This window comes from Streptomyces sp. NPDC046349 (assembly GCF_055587885.1).
This window is the reverse complement of the sequence record NZ_JBVJFK010000006.1, coordinates 113,275-137,375: the sequence shown is the minus strand read 5'-3', so window position 1 is coordinate 137,375 and position 24,101 is coordinate 113,275. Positions and strand designations below refer to the sequence as shown.

19 protein-coding genes and 1 pseudogene are annotated in these 24,101 nt (G+C 72.5%); 8 read left to right on the top strand and 12 right to left on the bottom strand.

What is annotated here, in order from left to right:
• Together ACZ6JS_RS15955 and ACZ6JS_RS15950 are read right to left on the bottom strand one after the other, a co-directional pair.
• Window positions 1-1,155 (bottom strand): acyl-CoA dehydrogenase, encoded by a 1,155-nt coding sequence (locus ACZ6JS_RS15955; protein WP_469298320.1) that lies wholly within the window; start codon window positions 1,153-1,155, stop codon window positions 1-3.
• The gene (locus ACZ6JS_RS15950; RefSeq protein ID WP_469298318.1) at window positions 1,155-2,351 is read right to left on the bottom strand and encodes an amidohydrolase family protein; all 1,197 of its coding nucleotides are present in this window, start codon (window positions 2,349-2,351) and stop codon (window positions 1,155-1,157) included. Before ACZ6JS_RS15950 ends, ACZ6JS_RS15955 begins: the two co-directional genes overlap by 1 nt.
• Window positions 2,352-2,511: 160 nt before the next feature.
• Here ACZ6JS_RS15950 and ACZ6JS_RS15945 point away from each other — a divergent pair, with 160 nt between their 5' ends.
• Window positions 2,512-4,065: a class I adenylate-forming enzyme family protein gene (locus ACZ6JS_RS15945; protein ID WP_469298317.1), complete on the top strand. Its 1,554-nt coding sequence runs from the start codon at window positions 2,512-2,514 to the stop codon at window positions 4,063-4,065.
• Window positions 4,066-4,504: 439 nt separating this feature from the next.
• Here ACZ6JS_RS15945 and ACZ6JS_RS15940 read toward each other — a convergent pair.
• Together ACZ6JS_RS15940 and ACZ6JS_RS15935 are read right to left on the bottom strand one after the other, a co-directional pair.
• Window positions 4,505-5,774: pseudogene (locus ACZ6JS_RS15940) on the bottom strand (maleylpyruvate isomerase N-terminal domain-containing protein).
• Window positions 5,771-6,349: a sigma-70 family RNA polymerase sigma factor gene (locus ACZ6JS_RS15935; protein ID WP_469298315.1), complete on the bottom strand. Its 579-nt coding sequence runs from the start codon at window positions 6,347-6,349 to the stop codon at window positions 5,771-5,773. Before ACZ6JS_RS15935 ends, ACZ6JS_RS15940 begins: the two are co-directional and overlap by 4 nt.
• A gap of 301 nt (window positions 6,350-6,650) precedes the next feature.
• Between ACZ6JS_RS15935 and ACZ6JS_RS15930 the strand changes: the two genes are divergently transcribed.
• A complete protein-coding gene (locus ACZ6JS_RS15930) occupies window positions 6,651-7,169 on the top strand; it encodes an EF-hand domain-containing protein (RefSeq protein ID WP_469298314.1) in 519 nt (172 codons plus the stop codon).
• Window positions 7,170-7,647: 478 nt separating this feature from the next.
• Here ACZ6JS_RS15930 and purU read toward each other — a convergent pair whose 3' ends face one another.
• Window positions 7,648-8,532: a formyltetrahydrofolate deformylase gene (gene purU / locus ACZ6JS_RS15925; protein WP_030964739.1), complete on the bottom strand. Its 885-nt coding sequence runs from the start codon at window positions 8,530-8,532 to the stop codon at window positions 7,648-7,650.
• Window positions 8,533-8,546: 14 nt separating this feature from the next.
• Complete coding sequence (locus ACZ6JS_RS15920; RefSeq protein WP_469298773.1) at window positions 8,547-8,993, bottom strand: SCO4402 family protein; 447 nt, start codon at window positions 8,991-8,993, stop codon at window positions 8,547-8,549.
• A 196-nt stretch (window positions 8,994-9,189) separates the two neighbouring features.
• On the opposite strand from ACZ6JS_RS15920, the gene ACZ6JS_RS15915 reads away from it, so the two are divergent.
• Complete coding sequence (locus tag ACZ6JS_RS15915; RefSeq protein ID WP_469298312.1) at window positions 9,190-10,491, top strand: ABC transporter substrate-binding protein; 1,302 nt, start codon at window positions 9,190-9,192, stop codon at window positions 10,489-10,491.
• Window positions 10,492-10,521: 30 nt separating this feature from the next.
• On the opposite strand, the gene ACZ6JS_RS15910 is transcribed toward ACZ6JS_RS15915, so the two are convergent.
• Window positions 10,522-11,796, bottom strand: a complete 1,275-nt coding sequence (locus ACZ6JS_RS15910) for a hypothetical protein (RefSeq protein WP_469298310.1) — start codon at window positions 11,794-11,796, stop codon at window positions 10,522-10,524.
• Between the two features lie 215 nt (window positions 11,797-12,011).
• A complete protein-coding gene (locus ACZ6JS_RS15905; RefSeq protein ID WP_469298309.1) occupies window positions 12,012-13,382 on the bottom strand; it encodes a transcriptional regulator in 1,371 nt (456 codons plus the stop codon).
• 222 nt (window positions 13,383-13,604) lie between these two features.
• Between ACZ6JS_RS15905 and ACZ6JS_RS15900 the strand changes: the two genes are divergently transcribed.
• The 3 genes from ACZ6JS_RS15900 to ACZ6JS_RS15890 all read left to right on the top strand — a co-directional run bounded on the left by ACZ6JS_RS15900 (window position 13,605) and on the right by ACZ6JS_RS15890 (window position 17,029).
• On the top strand, window positions 13,605-14,285 hold the full coding sequence (locus ACZ6JS_RS15900; protein ID WP_469298307.1) for a bifunctional DNA primase/polymerase: 681 nt from the start codon (window positions 13,605-13,607) through the stop codon (window positions 14,283-14,285).
• Between the two features lie 183 nt (window positions 14,286-14,468).
• Window positions 14,469-15,347, top strand: a complete 879-nt coding sequence (locus tag ACZ6JS_RS15895) for an ABC transporter ATP-binding protein (protein WP_469298305.1) — start codon at window positions 14,469-14,471, stop codon at window positions 15,345-15,347.
• Entirely contained in the window at window positions 15,344-17,029 is a 1,686-nt protein-coding gene (locus ACZ6JS_RS15890) for a transporter (RefSeq protein WP_469298303.1), read from the top strand. Before ACZ6JS_RS15895 ends, ACZ6JS_RS15890 begins: the two co-directional genes overlap by 4 nt.
• Window positions 17,030-17,118: 89 nt before the next feature.
• Here the strand turns inward: ACZ6JS_RS15890 and ACZ6JS_RS15885 are convergent, their stop codons facing one another.
• Window positions 17,119-17,994 (bottom strand): alpha/beta fold hydrolase, encoded by an 876-nt coding sequence (locus ACZ6JS_RS15885; RefSeq protein ID WP_469298301.1) that lies wholly within the window; start codon window positions 17,992-17,994, stop codon window positions 17,119-17,121.
• A 289-nt stretch (window positions 17,995-18,283) separates the two neighbouring features.
• Window positions 18,284-18,976 carry a metal-dependent transcriptional regulator gene (locus ACZ6JS_RS15880; RefSeq protein WP_030665907.1) on the bottom strand — a complete coding sequence of 231 codons (693 nt, stop codon included), beginning with the start codon at window positions 18,974-18,976 and terminating at the stop codon, window positions 18,284-18,286.
• A 212-nt stretch (window positions 18,977-19,188) separates the two neighbouring features.
• Between ACZ6JS_RS15880 and ACZ6JS_RS15875 the strand changes: the two genes are divergently transcribed.
• A complete protein-coding gene (locus ACZ6JS_RS15875; protein WP_469298299.1) occupies window positions 19,189-19,944 on the top strand; it encodes an SIS domain-containing protein in 756 nt (251 codons plus the stop codon).
• Window positions 19,945-19,988: 44 nt separating this feature from the next.
• Here the strand turns inward: ACZ6JS_RS15875 and ACZ6JS_RS15870 are convergent, their stop codons facing one another.
• On the bottom strand, window positions 19,989-21,302 hold the full coding sequence (locus ACZ6JS_RS15870; RefSeq protein ID WP_469298298.1) for a PAS domain-containing protein: 1,314 nt from the start codon (window positions 21,300-21,302) through the stop codon (window positions 19,989-19,991).
• A 763-nt stretch (window positions 21,303-22,065) separates the two neighbouring features.
• Window positions 22,066-22,728 carry a pyridoxamine 5'-phosphate oxidase gene (gene pdxH / locus ACZ6JS_RS15865; RefSeq protein ID WP_469298297.1) on the bottom strand — a complete coding sequence of 221 codons (663 nt, stop codon included), beginning with the start codon at window positions 22,726-22,728 and terminating at the stop codon, window positions 22,066-22,068.
• Between the two features lie 200 nt (window positions 22,729-22,928).
• Between pdxH and ACZ6JS_RS15860 the strand changes: the two genes are divergently transcribed.
• Window positions 22,929-24,035 carry a citrate synthase 2 gene (locus ACZ6JS_RS15860; protein WP_031155218.1) on the top strand — a complete coding sequence of 369 codons (1,107 nt, stop codon included), beginning with the start codon at window positions 22,929-22,931 and terminating at the stop codon, window positions 24,033-24,035.
• Window positions 24,036-24,101 lie beyond the last annotated feature (66 nt).

The window sequence follows — 24,101 nt, the reverse complement described above, 5'->3', positions numbered from 1 at the left end:
TCACCGGCCCTTCGGGAGGCCGAGGATGCGCTCGGCGACGATGTTCCGCTGGATCTGCGAGGTGCCCGCCGCGATCGTGTACGAGAGGGAGGAGAGCCGGCCCTGGACCCACTCCTCGTCCAGGGACAGCGACGACGCCCCCAGGACCTCGGCCGCCACGTCGTACAGCTCCTGGCGGGCGTGCGAGTAGGCGAGTTTGAAGACCGAACCGCCGATGCCGGGCACCCCGCCGGAGCGCTCGGACTCGCTGACGTTCCACTGGGTCAGCCGCCACAGCGCACCGAACTCCCCGTACAGCCGGCCCAGCCGGCGCCGCACGGCCGGGTCGTCCCAGCGTCCGTTCGCCTTCGCCGTCCGGGCCAGTTCTCCCAGGGTCCTGCGGCACGCGACGACCTCGCCGACGAACGCGGTGCCCCGCTCGAAGGACAGGGTGACCATGGTGACCCGCCAGCCGTCGTTCTCCGCGCCCACCCGGTTGCCGACCGGGACCCGCACCTCGTCGAGGAACACCTCGGCGAACTCCGTCGACCCGGCGAGCGTGCGCAGCGGCCTCACCGTCACCCCGGGCGCGTCCATCGGCATGGCAAGCCAGGAGATGCCACGGTGCTTGGGCGCCCCGGGATCCGTGCGCACCAGCAGCTCGCACCAGTCGGCGACCTCCGCGTGGGAGGTCCAGATCTTCGAACCGGTGACGACGTAGTCGTCGCCGTCCCGGACCGCGCGCGTGCGCAGGGCGGCCAGGTCGGAGCCCGCGTCCGGCTCGCTGAAACCCTGGCACCACACCTCGTCGCCGCGCAGTACGGGCGGCAGCCAGCGCGCCCGCTGCCAGGCCGTGCCCTCGGCGGCGATCGTCGGGCCGGCGTGCAGCAGCCCGACGAAGTTCGCGCCCACGTACGGGGCCCCGGCGCGCTCCGTCTCCTCCAGGAAGATCAGGTGCTGGGTGGGGGTGGCACCGCGGCCGCCCGCGTCCACCGGCCAGTGCAGACCCGCGTAACCGGCCTCGTACAGCCGGCGCTGCCAGCCCAGGTCGTAGGCGCGGCGGCCCGGCCAGTCGTCGGGGGACGGCCGGGCGGGCAGCTCGGGCAGCGCCTTGTGGAGCCACTCGCGCAGCCGCGCCCGGAAGTCCTGCTCCTGCTCGGTGTAAGTCAGGTCCATCAGCGGCCCTTGTCCAGGTCCAGGCCGAGCATGCGGATGGCGTTGCCGCGCATCAGCTTGTAGACGGTCTCCTCGTCCAGCCCCTGCACGTGGTCGAGGGCGACCTCCTTGGTGTGCGGGAAGGTGGAGTCGACGTGCGGGTAGTCGGTCTCGAAGGTCGCGTTGTCCCGGCCGACGACGTCGAGCGAGGCGATCCCGTGCTTGTCGCGGAAGAAGCAGCAGAACATCTGCCGGTAGTAGTACGTCGACGGCGGCTCGGGGATCAGGTCGCGCACCCCGCCCCACGCCCGGTGCTCCTGCCACACGTCGTCGGCGCGCTCCAGGGCGTACGGGATCCAGCCCATCTGGCCCTCGCTGTAGGCCAGCTTGAGCGCCGGGAACTTCACCAGCACGCCGCTGAAGAGGAAGTCCATCATCGAGGCCATGGCGTTGTTGAAGCTGAGCGACGCCTGGACGGCGGGCGGCGCGTCCGGGGACGCGGCGGGCATCTGCGAGCTGGACCCGATGTGCATGTTGACCACCGTGCCGGTGTCCTGGCAGACGGCGAAGAAGGGGTCCCAGTAGCCGGAGTGGATCGACGGCAGTCCCAGGTAGGTCGGAATCTCGGAGAAGGTCACCGCACGCACCCCGCGGGCGGCGTTGCGCCGGATCTCGGCCACCGCCAGGTCGATGTCCCACAGCGGGATGATGCACAGCGGGATCAGCCGGCCGCCGCTGTCGCCGCACCACTCCTCGACCATCCAGTCGTTGTAGGCGCGCACGCAGGCGAGGGCCACCTCCTTGTCGCGCGCCTCGGCGAAGGTCTGCCCGCAAAAGCGCGGGAAGGTCGGGAAGCACAGGGAGGCCTCGACGTGGTTGAGGTCCATGTCGGCGAGGCGCGCCTTCGGGTCCCAGCACCCCTGGCGCATCTCCTCGCGGGTGATCCCCTCCAGCGTCATGTCGTCGCGGTCGAAGCCGACGGCGGCGATGTTGCGCTTGTACGGGAACTTCAGGTCCTCGTAGATCCACCAGTCGGTCGGAGGTCCGTCCGGGTCCATGGAGATCACGTACTTGCCGCCCGTGTACTGCAGCTCGCCGATGCCGGCCGTGAGTGCCTTGGGCCCGCGGTCGCGGTACTTGGCGGGCAGCCAGACGTCGAACAGGTGGGCGGGCTCGATCACATGGTCGTCGACGCTGATGATCCGAGGCAGTTCCATGGGCTCCCCAATCCGGTGCCAATCCGGTGCCGGTAGACGACCGATCTGATGGATCGTCAGAAACAAGCTAGCCCCGCCACCCCTGGACCGACAAGCGCATGCGCCCTACGCTCTGCGCTTGATCTGACTATCCGTCAGCAACGGCTAGGGGGAGGTCCGGATGACGGACACCGCAACCGCGACAGAACTGAGCCGCTCCCGCACCCTGTGGGAACTCGTCACCCGCCGGGCGGTACTCACCCCGGACACCACCGTCCTCATCGAAGCGGCCGAAGACAGCGCCGACGACCGGAGCCTCACCTTCGCGGAACTGCGCGACCGCTCCGAACGCGTCGCCGCGGGCCTCCACGACATGGGCGTACGCCCCGGCACCGTCGTCGCCTGGCAGCTCCCCACCCGCATCGAGACCGTACTGCTCACCATCGCCCTCGCCCGGATCGGCGCCGTCCAGACCCCCGTCATCCCCTTCTACCGCGACCGCGAGGTCGGCTTCGCGCTCCGCGAGGCCAAGGCCGACTTCTTCGCGATCCCCGGAACGTGGCGCGGCCACGACTACCCCGCCATGGCTCGGCGCCTCGGCGCCCGCGGCGTCTTCCAGGCCTACGACTCCCTCCCCGACGGCGATCCGGCCGTACTGCCCCCGCCGCCCGCCAACGGCACCGACGTCCGCTGGATCTACTGGACCTCAGGCACCACGTCCGACCCCAAGGGCGTCCTGCACACCGACCGGTCCCTCATCGCCGGCGGCTCATGCCTCGCGCACGCCCTGCACCTGACCCCGTCCGACGTAGGCTCCATGGCCTTCCCCTTCGCGCACATAGCCGGACCGGACTACACCGTGATGCTCCTGCTCTACGGCTTCCCCGCGGTCCTCTTCGAGAAGTTCGCCATGCCCGACGCCCTCGACGGCTACCGCCGCCACGGGGTCACCGTCGCCGGCGGCTCTACAGCCTTCTACTCCATGTTCCTCACCGAACAGCGCAAAGCCCCCGAGACCCCCCTCATCCCCACCCTCCGCCTCCTCGCAGGCGGCGGCGCCCCCAAACCGCCGGAGATCTACCACGCCGTGGTCCGCGAACTCGGCTGCCAGCTCACCCACGGATACGGCATGACCGAAGTCCCCATGATCACCATGGGCTCCCCCGACGACACCCCCGAAAACCTCGCCACCACCGAAGGCCGCCCCCCGGCAGGCATGTCCATCCGCATCACCACCCCCGACGGCACCCCCCTCCCCCCGGGCACCGACGGAGAGGTGCGCCTGCGCGGCGAAGCGGTCTGCCAGGGCTACCTGAGCCGCGGCGAGTCCGCCGAGGTCTTCGACCCCGACGGCTACCTGATCACCGGAGACCTCGGCCACCTCACCCCGGACGGCTACCTGGTCCTCACCGGCCGCAGCAAGGACGTCATCATCCGCAAAGGCGAGAACATCTCCGCCAAGGAGATCGAAGACCTCATCCACCGCCTCCCGGGCATCGCGGACGTCGCCGTCATCGGCCTCCCCGACCAGACCCGCGGCGAACGCGTCTGCGCCGTCGTCGAACAACCCCCCGGAGCTCCCTCCCTGACCCTCTCCCAACTCACGTCCCACCTCCGCGCAGAAGGCCTGGCCACCCACAAACTCCCGGAACAACTCGAACTCCTGGAAGCCCTCCCCCGCAACGAGGCCCTGCGCAAGGTCCTCAAATACAAACTGCGGGAGCGATACGCGTAGGGGGGCGGGCCGGTACACGTTCCCGCGCGCCCGGGGCCTTCACCCCCGCGGCCCCACCGCCCCCGGCCGGTGACTGCCCACCCGGCCGCGGGCGCGGCAGGATCGGAGCACGGCGGAAGGGGGGCGGGACGGTCGGTCAAGGGTGGAGCGCAGCGACATCGCGAAGCGACGCGACGAAGGAGCGCCCTTGACGGGCCGGCACGACACGGAGAGACGATGGGACTGACGGGAAACCCCCAGCACACCCCCGACCCCGCCCCGCGGAAACCCCGCCCCCCGAAGCCCCCGCCCCGCTTGCCCGGCCCGCCCCACCGGCTGCCGCCGCGCCCCGATCCCGCCGCGCCCCGACCCCGCCCGGGGCGGGTGGGCAGCCACCGGCCCGGGGCGGTGGGGCCGCGGGGTGAGGGCCCCGGGTGGGGTGACTCCGTACCCGGCCCGCCTACAGGCGGCTCAGGGAGGCCGCCGCGAAGAGGAACGTCGCGGATCGCTTCGCGGTCGCCGTGCTGTCCCGCGGCCACGTCCTCCGGTGAGATGTGTCCTGCGGCCAGCTGGCAGAACTCGATACCGTCCAGGGCGATCTCGGCCACCGTGCGTTCCGGCGACGGCTTCGCTCCCGGCGAGTCCAGCGCGATGTCCCAGCCGCCGCCTCCCGCACCCTCGATCTCCAGGTGCAGGGTCCGCCCGGGCGTTCCCGCCGCGACCAGGCCCCGCGCCGGACCCGCCAGGCCCGCGCGGCGGCGCTGTGCCAGCGCACCCGGCAGCAGCCGCGCCGCCAGGTCGATCATCCCGTGGAGGTGCGGCCCGGAAGGCGGCTCGTACGGGTAGTCCACCGCGTCCGCGATGTCCCACGCGTGCACCCAGCACTCGAAGGCGCGCTCCAGGAAGGCGTCGCCGAGCGGCAGGGCGAAACCGCCGTAGTCCACGGCGAGTTCGGCGACGCCGCGGCCCGCGAAGGAAACCGTGCGGACCAGGGTGTGACCCTGCTCCCGCCACGGCTCGCGCACCTGGCGGGTCGTCGGGTACGCCGACACGCCCCAGAAGTACTCCGTCCGCACGGTCGGACCGCCCGGCGGCGCGTCCGCGCCCAGCGGGTCGTCCAGCCCGAGCGCGGTGGCGAGCAGCCCGTCGACCGTCATCAGGTGTCCGATCACGCCCGCGACGGTGGTCCGCTGTGACCGGCTCCGTTCCTCTTCGAACCACTTCAGGCGCACCGGGGTGTGCCACTCGGAATCGCCGAAGTCCTGGAGCAGTGCGTCGAGCCGCGCGGTCTCGGTGTCGTACGGGCTCGCCCACACCGGCACCGGGATGCGGGCCGGCCGCTTGCCGAGACAGTCCTCCAGGACGCGCGAGCGCAGCAGCGGTTTGAGGTCGAGGGTTTCCTCCGGGTGCAGCAGTCCGACCGCGTCGCGCAGGCGCAGTGCCTCCTCCGCGCAGGGCGCGCACTCGGTGAGGTGGTCCTCGACCGCCCGCGTCTCCTCGGCCGAACACGCGGCCAGCGCCCACGCGCCGAGGAGGGACTTCAGTACGGCGTGGGAAGGCGGAGGTGACGGTGAGGGTGACGGCGCCGGGTCCGCCGGAAGCGGCAGCGGCAGCGGGCGCGGTGCGCGCCCCGGGTCGAGGTCGTCGGCGGCTCCGCGCGGGCCCGGTATCCGTGCCTGGCCGCCGGGACGATCGTATCCGTCGTCGGGCGACTGGGCGGGGCCGTTCATCGGGGTGTTCCGTATTCGCGCGGGCCGTGACCGGGCTGGGCGGTGTCCTCCTGCGGGAGGGCGTTGGCGGTCGACAGCAGTTGGAGGCCGAGCCGGAGCCGGCGGCGCGCTTCGTCCTCGCTGATCCGGAGGTCGGCGGCGGCCTGCCGGTAGTCGCGCCGCTTGAAGTAGGCGAGTTCCAGCGCGGCGCGCAGCGGCGCGGGCATGGAGGTGACGATGTAGTCGGCGCGGGCGGCGGCGTTGGCGCTGCGCACCTTCTGTTCCAGTTCCTCGCGGGAGCCCCGGCCCAGTTCGGCCTGTCGCAGCCTGGCCACCGCTTGGCCCTGGGTGATCCGGGCGACCCAGGAGCGCATGGAGCCCTGCTTGGGGTCGTAGGCGTCGGGGTTCTCCCAGATGTAGCCGAAGACCTCGCGGGTGATCCGGTCTGCCGCCTTCTCGTCGCCCAGCACGCGGTGCGCCAGGCTGTGCACGAGCGAGGCGAAGCGGTCGTAGAGCTCACCGAGCGCGGCGGCCTCGCCGCGGGCGAGGCGCTGCTGCATGCGGCGGTCCCACCGCGGTGGTGCGTCCTTCGGCATAAGTGCCCCCAGCCGTGTGTCGACGCATCGAATGTAGTGGGCACATGGCCGATCGCGCCTGTTTTGGAGGAAGCTCCCCTCGGTTGTAGGCCCTCCGTGATAGGGGCGTCGCAGGGCGTGAACGGTGGTGCGGTCGAGGGCACATGGGTACACGCGTACGCGCCCCGCCGCGCTCCCCGTGCGCGGGTTCGATGCGGCCGCCTGCTTGACCACTTCGCTTAACGTGCAGGCCACCAAGGCCTTACGCTCCTGCCTTGTCTTGATCTGAACCCCACGCACACGTGAAGGTGGAACGCCGCATATGGACAGCGCAGAATACGAGCGCAAGATCGCCGCCCGATTCGCCACCTTCGACCAGGACGGGTCCGGCTTCATCGACCGGGAGGACTTCAGCGCGGCCGCGAAGGCCGTCCTGGCCGAATTCGGTACCGCCGCACGGTCGGAGAAGGGCCAGGCCGTCTTCGGCGGCGCCGAGGCGTTCTGGCAGGGTATGGCCGGTATCGCGGACGTCGACGGGGACCAGCGGGTGTCCCGCGATGAGTTCATCACCGGGGCGGCCAAGCGGCTGCGCGACAACCCGCAGCGGTTCGCGGAGATCGCCCGCCCGTTCCTGCGGGCCGTGATCGCGGTGGCTGACGAGGACGGCCTCGGCGCGACGCCGACGGCGGCGGCCCGCGTGCTGCGCGTCCTGGGCACCGCGCCCGAACTCGCCGAGCAGGTGGCGCGCGGGCTCGACTCCGATGGCGACGGACGCATCTCGGAGGACGAGATCCTGGCCGCCTTCGCGGGGTACTGCGGGGTGGAGGCGCCGGACGCGTGACGCCTGCGGCGAGCCCGCACGGACCTGGCCGGGCGCCCGGAGCCACGCCGCCCGCACAGCGGCGACGGACGGGTGCGGCCCGCCGGATGCTGCCGCGCGGCCGGCCGAGGACGAGGAGCCGGCACTGGGACAGGACCGTCCGCCACGCGCCCGGCCCGCCCCGCGCCCGGCCCGCGCCCGGCCCGCCCCGCGCCCGGCCGGGGGAGCCGCGGACCGGTCACGGGCCGTCGGTCGAACCGGTCGGTCACCGGTCACCGGTCACCGGCCGAGGGCCCTCGCCGCCCGGCCGACACCGCCGGCGCACCCGCGGGCCTCGGCGCTGTGGGCCCCGTGGGCCCGAGGACGGGGGCAGGACGGCCGGCGGGCCGCGGGCCCGAACCGCGAGCCGGCTCCGGCCCGGCGCGAGCCACGGGCCGCGAGCGGCGACGTCCGGTCACGGTCGGCCGGCGCCCGCGCGCCCGGCCGGACCGCCCGTGCGTCAGGCGAAGACCACCGTGCGGGAGCCGTTCAGCAGTACGCGGTGCTCGCTGTGCCACTTCACGGCGCGCGCGAGGGCCTGGCACTCGACGTCGCGGCCGACGGCCACCAGCTGGTCCGGGGTGACCTCGTGGCCCACCCGCTCGACCTCCTGCTCGATGATCGGGCCCTCGTCGAGGTCCGCCGTCACATAGTGGGCGGTCGCGCCGATCAGCTTCACACCGCGCGCGTGCGCCTGGTGGTAGGGCTTGGCGCCCTTGAAGCTCGGCAGGAACGAGTGGTGGATGTTGATGATCCGCCCGCTCAGTTCCTTGCAGAGGTTGTCCGACAGCACCTGCATGTACCGCGCGAGCACCACCAGCTCGACGTTCTCGGCCCGGACGAGTTCCAGCAGCTGCGCCTCGGCCTGGGCCTTGGTGTCCTTCGTCACCGGGATGTGCACGAACGGGACGTCGTACGAGGCGACCAGCTCGGCGAAGTCGGTGTGGTTGGAGACCACGGCCGCGATCTCGACCGGCAGGGCCCCGATCCGCGAACGGAACAGCAGGTCGTTGAGGCAGTGCCCGAACTTGGACACCATCAGGATGATCCGCATGCGCTCCTCGGAGCGGTGGATCTCCCAGTCCATCTTGAAGGACTCGCCGATGGCGGCGAAGCTCGCCCGCAGTTTCTCCACCGTCACGGCGGGCTCGGCCTCGAAGTGCACCCGCATGAAGAAGAGCCCGGTCTCCCGGTCTCCGAACTGCTGGCTGTCCACGATGTTGCAGCCGGTCATGAACAGATAGCTCGACACGGCGTGCACGATGCCCTGCTTGTCGGGGCAGGACACGGTCAGGACGTACTGGGGCTGCTGCTGGGCCTGGGCCTCGTTGTGCGGGTCGCTCATGACCGCACAGCCTTTCACACCGCGCGGGTGAGGATCCTCAACGCTTCCAGCGAGGTGGGGCGTACGTCCGGGTCGTCCCCGTCGGCCTGCGCGAGCCGTACGTGTGCCTCGCGGGCGGCGCGGACCGCCTCGGGCCACGCGTGGTGTTCCAGGTAGACGGAGACAGGGGCGTCGGGGCCGACCTGGTGGAGGATGCGGAGCACGCGCAGCACGGCGAGGTCGACGAGTGCCGCCTCCTGCGAGTCGCGGAAGATCGTGCCGACGTACTTCTCCGCGGACCAGCTGTCGAGCCACGTGTCCTCGACGAGCCGGTACACGGCGTCGGTGACGTCGCCGTACCCTTCGTCGCCGGCCAGCCAGGTGTCCTCGTGGAAGGCCGGATCGGAAAGCATGTGCAGCGCCGAGCGCACGTTGCTGCGCCAGCGCCACCACGGCATGTCGTTCAGGGGCATGCCGCCCATGGTGGAGGAGCGGCCGCCGCGTTTGGAAGAGTTCTTCGAACCTTGGGCGAATGTCACGCTTTCGATCGTACGTTCCCGTTGAGTGCGATCTTGAGGCGCCTGCAAGCGACGGCGCCCCCGTAATTCACCTCGACGTCACCGAATGTTGTGTCCATCTCACTCGACAGTTACCGGTGGGGCGGAATGGTGCATGGACATGACCATCTCGCGACGCGCAGCATCCCTCTCCCGCACCGTCGTGGCCACGGCGATGGGTGCGTGCCTCGTAGCCGGGTGCGGAACGCTCCCCGGCAGCTCGGGGGGCCCGGGGGGAACCATCACCGTCATGACCTTCGCCCCCGAGGGGACCGGCGCCACGAACATGCCCGGGATGACCGGAATGGCCAAGGCCTACGAGCGCTGGGTGAACTCCAAGGGCGGCATCAACGGGCACCGACTCCGCGTACTGACCTGCAACGAGAAGAACACCCCCGGCGGCGCCGCCGACTGCGCCCGCAAGGCGGTCGCGGAGAAGGCGGTCGCCGTCGTCGGCTCCTACAGCCAGCACGGACGCGCCTTCATGGCCCCCCTCGAGGCGGAGGGCATCCCCTTCATCGGCGGCTACGGCGTCTCCTCGGAGGAGTTCCAGTCCCCGCTCTCCTACCCGGTCAACGGCGGCCAGTCCGTCCTGATCGCCGGCGCCGGACACCAGCTGGGACGCTTCTGCGACCAGGTCGCGCTGGTCCGCCCCGACACCATCGCGGGCGACACGCTGCCGGTCCTGCTCAACGCCGGACTGCGGGCCAACAAGATGGCGGACGCCGCCGACATCCGGGCCGCCGAGGACTCCGCCGACTTCAAGCCGCAGGCCAGCGAGGCCCTCGCGCACACCACCGGCACCGGCAAGGAGAAGGAGAACGAGAAGGAGAAGGAGAAGGGCTGCGTGACCGCGGTCCTCGGCGAGCGCACCGAGACGTTCTTCGACGCCTTCCGCCGCACCGAACCCCACCGCAAGAAGCCGCAGATCTCCTCCGTGCTGGGCAGCGTCAGCCAGTCCCTGGTGGACCGCACGGGCGGCCGGGAAAGTCCCTTCGAGGGCGCGTACATCACGAGCTGGTACCCGGTGGCCTCCGATCCCGTCTGGGAGCCGATGCGCAAGGTCGTCACCGACTTCGCCTTCGGCGACGACAGCGTCGACCCCGACGACAGCGGGGCGCAGACCACGTTCATCGCGTACACGGTGCTGAGCGAGATCGTGAAGCGCTTCGAGGAGGGCGAGGACGTCGACGCCCGCAAGGTCAAGCGGTCGCTGAACGAGTCCCAGCCCGTGAAGACCGGCGGCCTCACCCCCGATCTGAGCTGGCGCTACCAGGACATGCGCGCCGTCGCCGGCTTCCCCCGCATCGTCAACGGCCAGGTCACCTTCCAGATCGTCCAGTCCGGCCGCCTCGTGGCGCAGCCCGGCGAGAAGAGCCTGGACATGACCCCGACGCTGGTTCAGGCCCCGCGCACGGCGTGACTGCGGGCGGGGCCTGCTTCGGGGCGGTCCTCAGAGCTGGGACTTGTCGCGCTTGGTGAGTCCGTACTTGGCCGCGATCGTGTTCCACATGGTCGCGGCCGACTCCTTGGCCTTGGTCGCCTCGCCGCTCGACTTGTTGCCTTCGGCGGCGTTCTTGGTGGCCTTGGCCTTGCCGTCCTTGCACTTGTCGTCGTCCACGTCGTCCGCCCACGCGGCATAGCTGTTGTCGGCGTCCGCCGAGGCCTGCCAGGCCTTGGTCAGGGCGGCGGACAGCTTGGCGTGGTCGGGCAGCTTGTCGACCTTCAACTCCTGCAACCGCGTGATGAGTTCCTCGCGCTGACGGGCCGCGTCGCGCAGGTCCGAAGCCGCCTGGTCGAGGTTGGAACAGCCCTTGATGTCCTCCACGGCCTTGATCACCGCGGCCCGGCTGTCGTTGCTGTCCGCGAGGAGCTTGTCCAGCTGGACGGCCTGCGGGCGGGCCGGGTCGACCGGCGCCTCGGCCGGCGCGGCCGAGCCGCCGCTCGCGGTCGGCGCGGCGGGCACGGCGCCCGGGTCGTTGTTCTGCGGCTTGCCGTCGCCGAGCAGCGAACCGACGCCGAGGCCGACGACGGCGAGACCGATGACGACGGCCCCGATGATCGCGGGCGACACCTTGCGGGAGGGCTCCGCCGGCGGGGGCGGGGCGTACTGCTGGTGCGCCTGCGGCGGTACGGGGGCCTGCCCGCGCGGCGGGTAGGGCCGCTGCGGCGGCCGGCCCCGCAGCACGGGCTCCTGCACGGGCGGCAGGTGCTGGGTGTGCCCGGCGGAGTCGTCGCCGCGGAACAGGCCGTCGAACCCTTCGACGCCGGAGGCCGCGGGAGCGCCGGTCCCCGCGGGGACCGGCGGGATGTACTGCGTCGCCGCCTCCGCGTGCGCGGGGCCCGCGGGATCGGCCGGCACGGGCGGTATGAACTGGGTCGCGGCCTCGTCGTGCCCCGGGTGCGCGGGAACGGGCGCGATGAACTGCGTCGCCGCCTCCGCGTGCGCGGGGGCCGCGGGATCGGCCGGGACGGGCGGAATGTACTGGGTGACGGCCTCGGGCAGCGGCGGATAGCCGTAGCCGTGCGGTGCGCCGGGCCCCTCGTAGCCGGGCCCGACCACGTGCCCGGGCACGGCCTCCGCCGCGGGGTAGGCCTGCGGATACCCGTAGGCGGCCCCGGGCTGCGCCTGCTGCGGCTGCTCCGGGTACGCCGGATACCCGGACGCCGGGTCCGGCTCCCACGGAGCACCCGGCTGGGGGGCGCCCCCTTGTCCGCTCTGCGTCACCGGGACTCCTTCTCCGACTCGCCCGACCGTACGGAACCCCGGCCACGCTACCCGGTCACGCACCGCCACCGTGAGACCACCCGTGACCCGGGAATCAGCCCCGCCTCAGGACCCGTCCCGCCGCACGGCCCCAGGGGCGCCACCGAGCGGCAGCAGGCAGCGGCGCCGCACCCCGGCAACGCACCGGCAGCGGGACGAGCCGGCCGAGTCCGCCGCTAGGCGACCCGCGCGGCGAACTCCCGTACCGCCGCCTCCTCCCGGTACGGCTCCAGCCGTGTCCTGAGGTCCTCCAGGTATTCGGTCCCCCGGTTCGAGCGCAGCCCCGCCAGCAGGTCCGCCGCCTGCGTGGCCGTCTGGCAGGCCTGTTCCACCTCCCGCTGCTGCACCCGCGCCGCCGCCAGCAGCAGCAGCCCGATGGCCCGGCGGCGCGCCTTGCCCGCCGGGAGGCCGCGCAGGGCCTCCTCGGCCTGCCGGGCAGCCGCGTCCGCCTGCCCCAGGTCGCGGTGGCAGTGGGCCAGCTCGTCCGCGAGGTACGCCTCGTCGAAGTGGCGGATCCACACCGGATCGTCGCCCGACTCCGGCTCCGCCCGCTCCAGCGCGCTCAGCGCCCGCGCCGACAGCACCCCCGTCGCCCGGGCGTCGCCCAGCAGGGCGTGACCGCGCGCCTCGGCGGCGTAGTACATGGCCTCGACGCGCGGCGTCACCTGCCCGCGCGTCCCCTCCTGCGCGGCCCGCGCCAACTGCGCGATCTCCCGCGGATTCCCCAGTTCCGCCGCGAGGTGGCTCATGGAGGCCGCCAGCACGTAGCCCCCGTACGCACGGTCCCCGGCCGCCTGCGCCAGCCGCAGAGCCTGGATGTAGTAGCGCTGCGCCAGGCCCGGCTGGCCCGTGTCCACCGCCATGTAGCCCGCCAGTTCCGTCAGCCGGGCCACCGCCGCGAACAGGGCCCGCCCGACGGGCTCCCGGTAGGAGCCGCCGATCAGCCCCGACACCACCGAGTTGAGGTAGTGCACGACCACCGGCCGTACGTGCCCGCTGCCGAAGCGGTGGTCGAGTTCCTTGAGGGCGTCGGTGGTCGCCCGTACCGCCTCCACGTCCGACATGCCCACCCGCGAGCCGCCGCTGCGCGCCACCTGGGTGTCGGCGCCGGTGATCAGCCAGTCGCGGCTCGGCTCGACGAGCGCCGAGGCGGCCACGCTGGAACCGGCGAGGAAGTCGCGCCGTCCGACGTCGCTGCGCCACAGCTCGCAGACCTGCTCGATCGCGCCGATGACGGTCGGGGAGAACTGCAGGCCGACGCCGGAGGCGAGGTTCTTGCCGTTGGCCATGCCGATCTCGTCGATGGTGACGGTCCGGCCGAGTTTGCGCCCGAGCGCCTCGGCGATGATGCCGGGCGCCCGGCCGCGCGGCTGCTGGCCGCGCAGCCAACGGGCCACGGAGGTCTTGTCGTAGCGCAGATCGAGGCCGTGTTCGGCCCCGCACATGTTCACGCGCCGGGCGAGCCCGGCGTTGGAGCACCCGGCTTCCTGGATGAGCGCCTGCAGCCGTTCGTTCGGCTGGCGGGCGACGAGAGGCCTGGCTGCCATGAAAACCCCCTGCTGACCGCGGGTGATCCGTTGGAATGATCACTTCCCGCCTGATGTGCGGAGAATCTTCCGCTCTGCGTCGTGTCGCTACCCAGCAACAGCGCCCCGGCCTCCTACGCGCCCCCATGCGTGCATCAGTGCGCCCCATATGCAGGATCGATGCTCCGCCCGCGGGCGGGTTTACGCCCGTAACCCCGGGTGACCCGGGCAGTTGTGATGGGCGTGGAAGAGACCATGGGAGTCACGGAGACCGCACCCATCCCCAAGCAGCGCGGCGAGCAGCTGCTGGACCATGCCGTGCGGTACGCGGAAGAACGGCACTGGGATGTCTTCGCCGGCACCTGGTTGGAGCCCGGGGACGGCCGGGAGCTGTGCTCCTGCGGGGCCGCGGACTGCCCGGCGCCGGGCGCGCACCCGGCGGTGAAGGACTGGGCGGCACACGCGACCGGCAGCGCGGTGCAGGTGCGCCGGGTCTGGGGGAAGAACCCCCAGGCGTCGATCCTCCTGCCGACGGGCCGGACCTTCGACGCGCTGGACGTCCCGGACTCGGCCGGCTTCCTGGCCCTGGCCCGGCTGGAGCGCATGCAGCGCACCCTCGGGCCGGTCACGCTGACGCCCGACCACAGGATGCTGTTCTTCGTGCTGCCGGGCGCCGGCGTCAAGGTCCCGGACCTCGTGCGCAAGCTGGGCTGGACGCCGTCCGCGATCGATCTGACCGCACGCGGCGAGGGCGAGTACGTGGCCGCCCCGCCCACCCGCTTCGGCGGCCGGGGCGCGGTCCAGTGGGCGCGCCGCCCCACGCCCGCGAACCGGTGGCTGCCGGACACGGAGGAGCTGATCGACGCGCTGGCGTACGCGTGCGGCAGCGAGGCGGCGGCGGAACGCAAGCGGCGCCAGGGATGACGGCGCCGCACCGGCCGTGACGGCACACCGGATGTGACGCCGCGGGGGGCGTGGCGCCGCGGGCCCGGGCCGTGTGAGAACACGCCCGGAAACTCATGACATTAGTAACTGACGAGGCCTCTCCCCCTCCTCCTATCGTGAGGAGAGAACGACCGACGGGGACGTGTGACGAGAGGCAGGCGCATGCCGGACCAGGGCGATGCGACGGGTGGGACGTACGGGGCGGAGGGCGCGCGAACCGCGCCGTCCGCCGTGCGCGTGGAAGGTCTGTGGAAGCGGTTCGGCGAGCAGGTGGCCGTCGCCGGCATCGATCTGGACCTGCCCGCAGGAAAGTTCATCGGCCTTGTGGGGCCGAACGGCGCGGGCAAGACCACCACGCTCTCCATGGTGACCGGCCTGCTCCGCCCCGACATGGGGCGGGTCCTCGTCGCGGGGCACGACGTGTGGGCCGACCCGACCGAGGTGAAGGCGCGGATCGGCGTACTGCCCGAGGGACTGCGGCTCTTCGAGCGGCTGTCGGGGCGCGAACTGCTCGGCTACATGGGCCGGCTGCGCGGACTCCCGGGCGAGGAGACCGACAAGCGGGCCACGCAGCTGCTGGACATCCTCGGCCTGGCCGGTTCGCAGCACAAGCTGGTCGTCGACTACTCGACCGGCATGCGCAAGAAGATCGGCCTGGCGGCGGCCCTGCTGCACAACCCCGAAGTGCTCTTCCTGGACGAGCCGTTCGAGGGCGTCGACCCGGTGTCGGCGCAGACCATCCGCGGAGTGCTGGAACGTTACACCGCCTCCGGTGCCACGGTCGTCTTCTCCTCCCACGTGATGGAACTCGTCGAGTCGCTGTGCGACTGGGTGGCCGTGATGGCCGCCGGCCGGATCCGCGCCGCCGGCCCGCTGGCCGACGTACGGGGCTCCGCGCCCTCCCTCCAGGCCGCCTTCCTCGAACTGGTCGGCGCACACGGGCGGGACGCGGCCGGGGACTCGCTGGACTGGCTCGGCGGCAACTCCGGCAACTCCGGCCGGTCCGCTGCCGCCGAGAACTCCGGGACGGTCACACGATGAGCGCGCCCGCCGCCCCCGCCGGGGCCGCCGGCGCCTCCGGTACCGCCGGGATCGCCGGGATCGCCGCGGGAACGTCGGCCCCCGCCGCGCCGCCCGCGCTGACCCCGATCTTCCTCCGCATCAAGCTGTCCCTCCTGCGCAACGGGCTGAAGGGCTCCTCGAAGCGCAAGGCCGCCTACTTCTCGACGCTGGCGTTCGCGCTGGTGGTCGGCTTCTTCATGACGCTCGGCCTGGGCCTGCTGCACGGCAGCGCGCACGCGGGCACCGTCGTGGTCCTGCTGGCCGCGATCCTGGCGCTCGGCTGGGCATTCATGCCGCTGTTCTTCCCCACCGGGGACGAGACGCTGGACCCGAGCCGGCTGGTGATGCTGCCGCTGCGCCCGCGTCCTCTCGTACGGGCGCTGCTCGCGGCCTCGCTCGTCGGCATCGGACCGCTGTTCACGCTGTGCCTGGCGATCGGCTCGGTGATAGCCGTCGCGCGCGGCGCCGCGGGCGCGGTGGCGGCCGTGGTGGCCGTACCACTCCTCCTGCTCGGCTGCGTGACCCTCGCGCGGGCCGTGGCAACGGCCAACGTGCGCCTGCTGACCAGCCGCAAGGGGCGTGACCTGGCGCTCCTCAGCGGCCTGGTGATCGCGGTGGGTGCGCAGCTGGCCAACTTCGCCAGCCAGAGCCTCTTCCAGGCGGGCGGTCTGTCGAAGCTGGAACCCGTCGAGGCGGTGGTGCAGTGGCTGCCGCCGGCGACCGCCGTCGGGATGGTGGACTCCGTGAGCGAGGGCGCGTACGGCCGGGGGGCGGCCCAACTGGTGCTGACCGTGGGCGCCGTGGCCGGCCTGATGTGGTCCTGGGAGCGCAGCCTCACCAAGCTGATGGTCACCCCGGACGGCTCGACGATCGCGGCGTCCGGACCGGTCAAGGACCGCGGTGGCGCCGGCGGCGGCTTCTGGTCTCTGATGCCCGGCGGCCGGACGGGCGCCTCGATGCAGCGCAGCCTGCGCTACGTCGTGCGCGACCCGAAGACCAAGTCGGCCTGGGTGACCGCGCTGGCGATCGGCGTGATCGTGCCCGTCTTCAACGCGCTGCAGGGTACCGGGTCGGTCTACCTCGGCAGCTTCGGCGCGGGCATGCTCGGCGTCCAGATGTACAACCAGTTCGGGCAGGACACCTCGGCGTTCTGGATGGTCGCGCAGACCATCTCGAGCACCCGTGACGCGTACGTGGAGCTGCGCGCCCGCGCGGCCGCGCTGGCCCTGGTCACCGTGCCGTACACGGTCCTCGTCACGGCGGTCACCGCCGCCCTGGTGGACGACTGGCAGGCCTTTCCCGCGGGGGTGGGCGTGGCTCTCGCCCTGCTCGGTTCGATGCTCTGCACGGGGGCGCTGGCCTCGGCCCGCTTCCCGTACTCCATCCCGACGGACGGTGCCTTCAAGAACGTCGCGCCGGGTCAGGGCGGGCTCGCCTGGGGCGGTATCGCCGGCGGGATGCTTGCGTCGGCGCTGGTGTGCGCGCCGGTGATCGCCCTGGCCATCTGGCTCAACATGGCCGAACACCGTGACACGTCCTGGGTCGTGCTCCCGATCGGCATGGCCTGGGGCTGGCTGGCCACCTGGGCGGGCCTGCGGCTCGCGGCCCCGACGGTGTCGCGGAAGCTGCCGGAGATCCTGCTCGCGGTCAGCAAGGGCTGACGCCGCCCGGCGTCCCGCTCCCGGCAGACCTCCGGCGCCCGGGCGCCGCCGTGCGGCGACGCCCGGGGCGGTGCGCGTCGGCGGTCGGGTCAGGGGGTGGGAGCCGGGATGTCGTCCAGGAAGGGTTCCAGGACGGCGCGCCAGGCCGCCGGCTGGTCGTAGTGGAGGTAGTGGCCGGCGTCGGGGATCTCGGCGTACCGGCCGGCCGGGAGGACACGGACCATCTCCTGGGCCTCCGCGCGGCCCAGTTCGCCGTCCAGGCCCCGGACCACGAGGGTCGGGCAGCGGACCTGCGCCAGCTCCTCCCAGTGCGCGTCGTGGACCCAGGTCTCGCGCGCCGTCAGCATCTGGCGGCGCGAGAACAGCGGGCGCCAGCCGTCCGGGGCCTCGTGCATGACCTCGGCGAAGAAGGCGCCGCGGCCCGGGTCGGGATGCTCCACGCGGGGATCGTCCTCGCCGAACCAGCGGCGGGCCGCGTCCTGGGTGGGGAAGGGCAGGGGCCAGAGGTGGAACCAGTCCTCCCACTCGCGCTGGGAGGCCGCGCCGAGGGCCGAGGCGCGCATGTCGCAGATGACGAGGGCCGCGACCAGGTCGGGGCGGCGGGCGGCGAGCTGCCAGGCGGTGAGCGCTCCCATGGAGTGGCCGATCAGGGTGACGGGGGCGAGGCCGAGCTGTTCCACGGCGGCCTCGGCGTCGGCCACGAAGGCCTCGCGGCCCAGGGTGGTGTGCGGGGCGGCACCGTCGGGCGGGCGGTCGCTATGGCCGTGGCCGCGCTGGTCCAGCGCGACGACGCGGTGGCGTTCGCCGAGCCAGTGGGCGGTACCGGCCCAATGGGAGGCACGGCCCATCAGCCCGTGCAGTAACAGCACGCCGGATCGGGGGTCTGCCTCGGCGGCCGGTTCTCGGAACTGCCAGGCGGCCAGACGGACGCCTTCGGCCCCTGTCACATCGATGCGCTGTACCACCGCAGATGCACCCCCTTCGCTCCCCGCCAGACTATCGAACCCGCATTCGAAAACGGGGTTCTCGCCCACAACACCGCTCTTTCGAGTGACCTTGCTCAAGGATTGGCCGCCCCTGCCGATGGAGATCCTTTCAGCAGGGAGGCGGGCCGCTCGGGGAAGACGGTCCGACGGGACGACCTTGAGAGCTCGGGGCTCCAGGTCGCACAGGGGAGGACCGGTCCCGGCGCCGCGAGGCGCCGGGACCGACCACTGTCGAGGACCGAATCCGTACGGCTGGGGACCTACGAGGTCAGCGCTTCGCCACGAACACGTGCGAGGCGATCTCCGCCTCCAGCTCGGCGGCCTCACCACCACTGCCGACCAGCACACCGCCCGGGGACTCGGTCACGCTCACCACCGAGCCGGGCTGCACACCCGCACGACGCAGCGTGTACATCAGCTGGGCGTCCGTCTGGATCGGCTCACCGATCCGCCGCACGACCACCGTCTTGCCCTCGGTGCCCGGGTCCAGCTCGGACAGGCTGATCATGCCGTCCTCGAGGAAGGGCTCCGCCTCGGCCTTCTCCCCCAGCTCCTCCAGCCCGGGGATCGGGTTCCCGTACGGCGACTCGGTCGGGTGGCGCAGCAGCTCCAGCACCCGTCGCTCCACCGCCTCGCTCATCACGTGCTCCCACCGGCAGGCCTCGGCGTGGACCTGCTCCCACTCCAGCCCGATGACGTCCACGAGCAGGCACTCGGCGAGGCGGTGCTTGCGCATCACACGCGTCGCCAGCCGCCGGCCCTCGTCCGTCAGCTCCAGGTGCCGGTCGGTGGCCACGGCCACCAGGCCGTCCCGCTCCATGCGCGCCACCGTCTGGCTCACCGTCGGCCCGCTCTGGTCCAGCCTCTCGGCGATCCGGGCGCGCATGGGTACCACGCCTTCCTCTTCCAGCTCGAGGATGGTGCGGAGATACATCTCCGTGGTATCGATCAGTCCGGACATTCGTGCCCCTCGGATTGCGTGCGCTGGCCCTGCCCCCAATTCTGACGCATCAGGCCGACAACCGTCCCGTGTCCAGGGGGTCAAGACCGGTCCCGTACACGCCCGGGCCGTTCGGACACGGGATTGACGGCCGTATTGACACGCCCTTGGTCCAGACCGCACGGTGAGCGGCGGACACGGACGCACCCCACCTCTGGAAGGGCCATCGGCGTATGAGCGAGAGCAAGCTGGCCGGTCAGTTCTTCGACGCCGCCATCGGCCTGCTGGAGCGGGTACGGGACGAGGAGGCCCCGCACATCGCCGAGGCCGGCACCCTCATCGCCGACGCCGTCGCCGCCGGCAACCGCCTCTTCGCCTTCGGCGCCGGACACTCCTCGCTGCCCGCCCAGGACGTCGTCTACCGGGCCGGCGGCCTGGCCCTGATGAACTTCCTCGCCGTCCCCGGCACGGCCGGCGTCGACGTCATGCCCGCCACCCTGGGCAGTGCCCTGGAACGGGTCGACGGCCTCGCGGGCGCCGTCCTCGACAGCAGTCCCGCCTCCGACGGCGACGTCCTCGTGATCATCTCCCTCTCCGGGCGCAACGCCCTGCCGGTCGAGATGGCCATGAACGCCCGCGCCATCGGCCTCAGGGTCATCGGCGTGACCTCGGTCGCCTACGCCACCGGAACCAGGTCGCGGCACGTCTCCGGCACCTTCCTCAAGGACCACTGCGACGTCGTCCTCGACAGCAAGATCGCCGTCGGCGACGCCGAGCTGAGCATCGACGGCATCGACGCCCCCTTCGCCCCCGCCTCCACGGTCGTCACCAGCGCGATCATGCAGGCGGTCATGGCCGCGGCGGCCGGCGAACTCGCCGCCCGCGGCCTGGAGCCCCCGCTGCTGCGCTCGGGCAACGTCGACGGCGGCCACGAGTGGAACGGCCGCGTCATGCAGGAGTACGGCGACCGGATCTTCTTCCGTCACTGACCGGTTCGCGTCACTGACCGGCCTGCGTCACTGACCGGTTCGCGTCACTGGCCCGCCGGGCGCGTCGCCAGGTCCAGGTCCGCGGCGACCCGCGCAGCGACCTCTTCCGCGTACGCGGCGTCCGCGCGCTCGAACGCCACCCGCGAGGGCCCGCGCAGGAACGTCAGCGCACCCAGGGTCCGCCCCCGGCTGCGCAGCACCGTGCACAGCACGTGCGCCGCGCCCTCGGGCCACTGCCGGGCGCGCGCCCATTCCGCGTCCGCCGCACCGCGCGGGGCGCTGGTGCGCACCGACCCGATCCGGTCCAGCGCCTGCAACGCCGGATGCCCGGCCGCGTACCGCACGGGGATGGAACCGGGCGCCGGCAGCGCGGGCGGCGATGCGGCGCACCGTACGAGCCTTCGCGGCCCGGAGTCGGCCGCCGGGACCAGTACGTCCAGCAGGGCGTGCTCGGCGAAGCCGGCGAGCGCGAAGTCCAGGCGTACGGCGGCCGCCTCCGCCGGGTCCTCGCACTCGGCGGCGGCCCGCCCCGCCCGGTGGAGCTGGTGCGACCGGAACCGTGCCTGCGCGGCGTCGAGCTGCTCCTGCCGGGCCTCGGTGACGTCCTGGATCAGCCAGCCGACGCCCAGCGGCACCGGCTCCTCCGCGAGCGGCGAGGCCAGCCGCAGGAACCCGCACCGCCAGCACCGGCGCCGAACCCCCTCGGGCGTGCGCACCGACACCCACATCTCGACGGGTGCGGGCGGCGCCCCCTCCGCGAGGACGTGCTGGAGCGCCCCCTCCAGCTCCTCCACCCCCTGGGCCAGCAGCTCCCCGAGGGGCCGGCCGAGCAGGGCGGTGCGGCCGGCCCCGAAGGCCCGCGCGGCGTGCGTGTTGACCACCGCGGGCCGCAGGTCGACGTCGACGAGGACGACGCCCCAGGAGGCGTCGTCCATCAGGGCCTCACTGAGCGCGATGGACCGCTCCAGGTCGATCTGCGCGTGCACCTCGCTGAAGGCGCAGTACACCCCCGCGGGTGAGCCGTCCGCCCCCGGCACCCCGGCGGACTGCGTCCGCACGAGGACCCTCCCGCCGTCCTTGGTGAGCAGCGCGAACTCGTGGACCTGCCGCCCTGGCACGTGCTGGGCGGACATCAGCCTGTCCTGCACGTCCTGGGCGTCGGCGGCCCGCACCGCCCACCCCTCGAATCCCTTGCGGCCCACGGCCTCCTCGGCCGACCAGCCCAGGATCCGCTCGGCCTCCCGGTTCCAGTGGGTGATCACCCCGTCGGAATCGAAGGCGCACAGCGCGGCGTCCATCCCGTCCAACAGCGCGGCGAGCAGGTCGTCGGCGGTCTCGTCACGTCCGGAAGCACTCACCTGGAACCCCCAGCAGGTGTTCGCGTATGCGGCACGTCAGATCATTCAACTGGAACGTGACCCAGCCCACACCGCATTCGGGGAAATCGATGCGGACCCCCGCATCTGGGGCAACGCCTTCGCGTCGGCCGCACATCGAGCGGACCGGCCCGTCACGCGCCTGCCGAAGAACCACGCCCTCGGCTCCCCCGCCCTCGGCGCCCCCGCCACCGGCGCGCCGTCCGGGCGCTACGGGTCCCACCGCCTGCCGGGGCCGCGCCGAAGGTCCGTCACCGCTGCTCGACGGGGAACTCGTGGCGGCCGCCCTCCCTTCCGGCGGAAAACGGGCCGGCAGACGGGGCGGGCGCCTTCGCTCCGGGCCGGTGGCCGACCCCACGTCAACCCGCTGACCAGCCATTTCGGCGCCTCTCACCGGAATCTTCGGTTGCCTTTGAGAGCCGATGGACACGCCTGCGGATCCGCCGGCGAAATTCGATTGAGCGAGCGCCACGAGCCTGCCTACAGTGGACGCACACTGAAAGGAGGTGATCCCGGAAATGTACGAACTCCGGACGCGTGAGGTGGCTGCGGGCTAGGGCCCGTCGTCAGTAGCGCACCCAGTGCGGTGCCCGGCGGATAGCCCGGCGCCAATCCCAAGCAGTCACCCGACCCGCGGGCTCGCCGGTAACGTCCGGCCGGCTCCTCTCACTGCAGGAGAGGAACCCGAGCCCGCGGGTCGCCTGCGTCCGCGAGCGGGATTCGCCCGCAGGACGCCGTCCCGCGGCTACGGACAGAGCCGTTCCAGGCGCCACTTCCCGCCCTCCAGCACGTAGTGGAGGCGGTCGTGCAGCCGGTTCTCGTGGCCCTGCCAGAACTCGACCTCCTGCGGCACCACCCGCAGCCCGCCCCACTCCGGCGGCACCGGGACCTGCTCGCCCTCCGGATAGCGCTCCTCGAGCTCGGCGTAGCGGCTGTCCAGTTCCGCGCGCGAGCCGATCACGCTCGACTGTTCGCTCGCCCAGGCACCCAGCTGCGAACCGTGCGGCCTGGAACGGAAGTACGCCGCCGTCTCGTCGCGGCCGATACGGGCCGCCGTCCCGGTGACGATCACCTGGCGGGCGATGGGGTGCCAGGGGAAGAGCAGCGCGACGTGCGGGTTCTGCGCCAGCTCCCGGCCCTTGCGGGACGCATAGTTGGTGAAGAACACGAAGCCCCGGCTGTCGAACTGCTTCAGCAGCACCGTGCGCGAGCTGGGCCGTCCGTCGGGGGTGGCCGTAGAGACGACCATGGCGTTCGGCTCGAAGAGGTGCGAGTCGGCGGCCTGCTGGAACCACCGGGCGAACTGCTCCATCGGGTCCTCGGCGAGGCTCCCCTCGTGGACGATCTCCGAGCGGTACTGCTTGCGCATCATTGCGGGGTCAATGTCCTGATCGGTCACGCCAGCCATCCTGCCCCAGGTGGACCGGCGGCGGTGTGCCGTATGTCACGCTTCCACAGTCGGGGCGTAGCGGCCAAAATCTTGGGGCCGGTCCGAAGGTCCCCGCACGGGTGAGCATCGGCCGTGCCGGGCATCAACGGGGATGACCGCGCCGGACCGCGAGTCACGCCGGGAGCCGCGCGTGTTCGCACTATCTGAGGAGCCGCCTGATGTCCGACTTCGTACCCGGGCTCGAAGGGGTCGTCGCGTTCGAGACGGAGATCGCCGAACCCGACAAGGAAGGCGGATCGCTCCGCTACCGGGGCGTCGACATCGAAGACCTCGTCGGCCACGTCTCCTTCGGGAACGTCTGGGGCCTGCTGGTCGACGGTGCTTTCAACCCCGGCCTGCCGGCCGCCGAGCCCTTCCCCATCCCGGTCCACTCCGGTGACATCCGCGTCGACGTGCAGTCCGCGCTCGCGATGCTCGCCCCCGTGTGGGGTCTGAAACCGCTGCTGGACATCGACGTGCAGACCGCCCGCGACGACCTCGCGCGCGCGGCCGTGATGGCGCTGTCGTACGTCGCCCAGTCCGCCCGCGGCCAGGGCCTGCCCATGGTCCCGCAGCGCGAGATCGACAAGGCCGAGTCCGTCGTCGAACGGTTCATGATCCGCTGGCGGGGGGAGCCGGACCCGAAGCACGTCAAGGCCGTCGACGCTTACTGGACCTCCGCCGCCGAGCACGGCATGAACGCCTCCACGTTCACCGCGCGCGTCATCGCCTCCACCGGCGCGGACGTGGCCGCGGCCCTCTCCGGCGCCGTCGGCGCCATGTCGGGCCCGCTGCACGGCGGCGCGCCGTCCCGCGTGCTCGGCATGATCGAGGAGATCGAGCGCACCGGCGACGCCGTCGCCTACGTGAAGAAGGCCCTCGACAAGGGCGAGCGCCTGATGGGCTTCGGGCACCGCGTCTACCGCGCCGAGGACCCGCGCGCCCGCGTGCTGCGGCGCACCGCCAAGGAGCTGGACGCACCGCGCTACGAGGTGGCGGCCGCGCTGGAGAAGGCCGCCCTGGAGGAGCTGCACGCGCGTCGCCCCGATCGGGTGCTCGCCACCAACGTGGAGTTCTGGGCCGCGATCATGCTGGACTTCGCCGAGGTGCCGGCGCACATGTTCACCTCCATGTTCAGCTGCGCCCGCACGGCCGGCTGGTCGGCGCACATCCTGGAGCAGAAGCGCACGGGCCGCCTGGTGCGCCCGTCGGCCCGCTACACGGGCCCGGGCCGGCGCAACCCGCAGGAGATCGAGGGCTACGCGGACATCGCCGAGACCGCCTGACCGGCCCGGCCGCCCGCCCTCGCGGGGGCGCCGCGGCCCGGACTCCTCCGGCCCGGCCGCCCCCGC

Excerpts from the sequence above, each read along its gene's own strand:
- ACZ6JS_RS15950 (WP_469298318.1), bottom strand. The coding sequence starts at position 2,351 with ATGGAACTGCCTCGGATCATCAGCGTCGACGACCATGTGATCGAGCCC.
- ACZ6JS_RS15875 (WP_469298299.1), top strand. The coding sequence starts at position 19,189 with ATGAGCGAGAGCAAGCTGGCCGGTCAGTTCTTCGACGCCGCCATCGGC.
- ACZ6JS_RS15860 (WP_031155218.1), top strand. The coding sequence starts at position 22,929 with ATGTCCGACTTCGTACCCGGGCTCGAAGGGGTCGTCGCGTTCGAGACG.
- ACZ6JS_RS15880 (WP_030665907.1), bottom strand. The coding sequence starts at position 18,976 with ATGTCCGGACTGATCGATACCACGGAGATGTATCTCCGCACCATCCTC.
- ACZ6JS_RS15945 (WP_469298317.1), top strand. The coding sequence starts at position 2,512 with ATGACGGACACCGCAACCGCGACAGAACTGAGCCGCTCCCGCACCCTG.
- pdxH (WP_469298297.1), bottom strand. The coding sequence starts at position 22,728 with ATGGCTGGCGTGACCGATCAGGACATTGACCCCGCAATGATGCGCAAG.
- ACZ6JS_RS15905 (WP_469298309.1), bottom strand. The coding sequence starts at position 13,382 with ATGGCAGCCAGGCCTCTCGTCGCCCGCCAGCCGAACGAACGGCTGCAG.
- ACZ6JS_RS15890 (WP_469298303.1), top strand. The coding sequence starts at position 15,344 with ATGAGCGCGCCCGCCGCCCCCGCCGGGGCCGCCGGCGCCTCCGGTACC.
- ACZ6JS_RS15920 (WP_469298773.1), bottom strand. The coding sequence starts at position 8,993 with ATGGGCGGCATGCCCCTGAACGACATGCCGTGGTGGCGCTGGCGCAGC.
- ACZ6JS_RS15915 (WP_469298312.1), top strand. The coding sequence starts at position 9,190 with ATGACCATCTCGCGACGCGCAGCATCCCTCTCCCGCACCGTCGTGGCC.
- ACZ6JS_RS15895 (WP_469298305.1), top strand. The coding sequence starts at position 14,469 with ATGCCGGACCAGGGCGATGCGACGGGTGGGACGTACGGGGCGGAGGGC.
- purU (WP_030964739.1), bottom strand. The coding sequence starts at position 8,532 with ATGAGCGACCCGCACAACGAGGCCCAGGCCCAGCAGCAGCCCCAGTAC.
- ACZ6JS_RS15955 (WP_469298320.1), bottom strand. The coding sequence starts at position 1,155 with ATGGACCTGACTTACACCGAGCAGGAGCAGGACTTCCGGGCGCGGCTG.
- ACZ6JS_RS15935 (WP_469298315.1), bottom strand. The coding sequence starts at position 6,349 with ATGCCGAAGGACGCACCACCGCGGTGGGACCGCCGCATGCAGCAGCGC.
- ACZ6JS_RS15930 (WP_469298314.1), top strand. The coding sequence starts at position 6,651 with ATGGACAGCGCAGAATACGAGCGCAAGATCGCCGCCCGATTCGCCACC.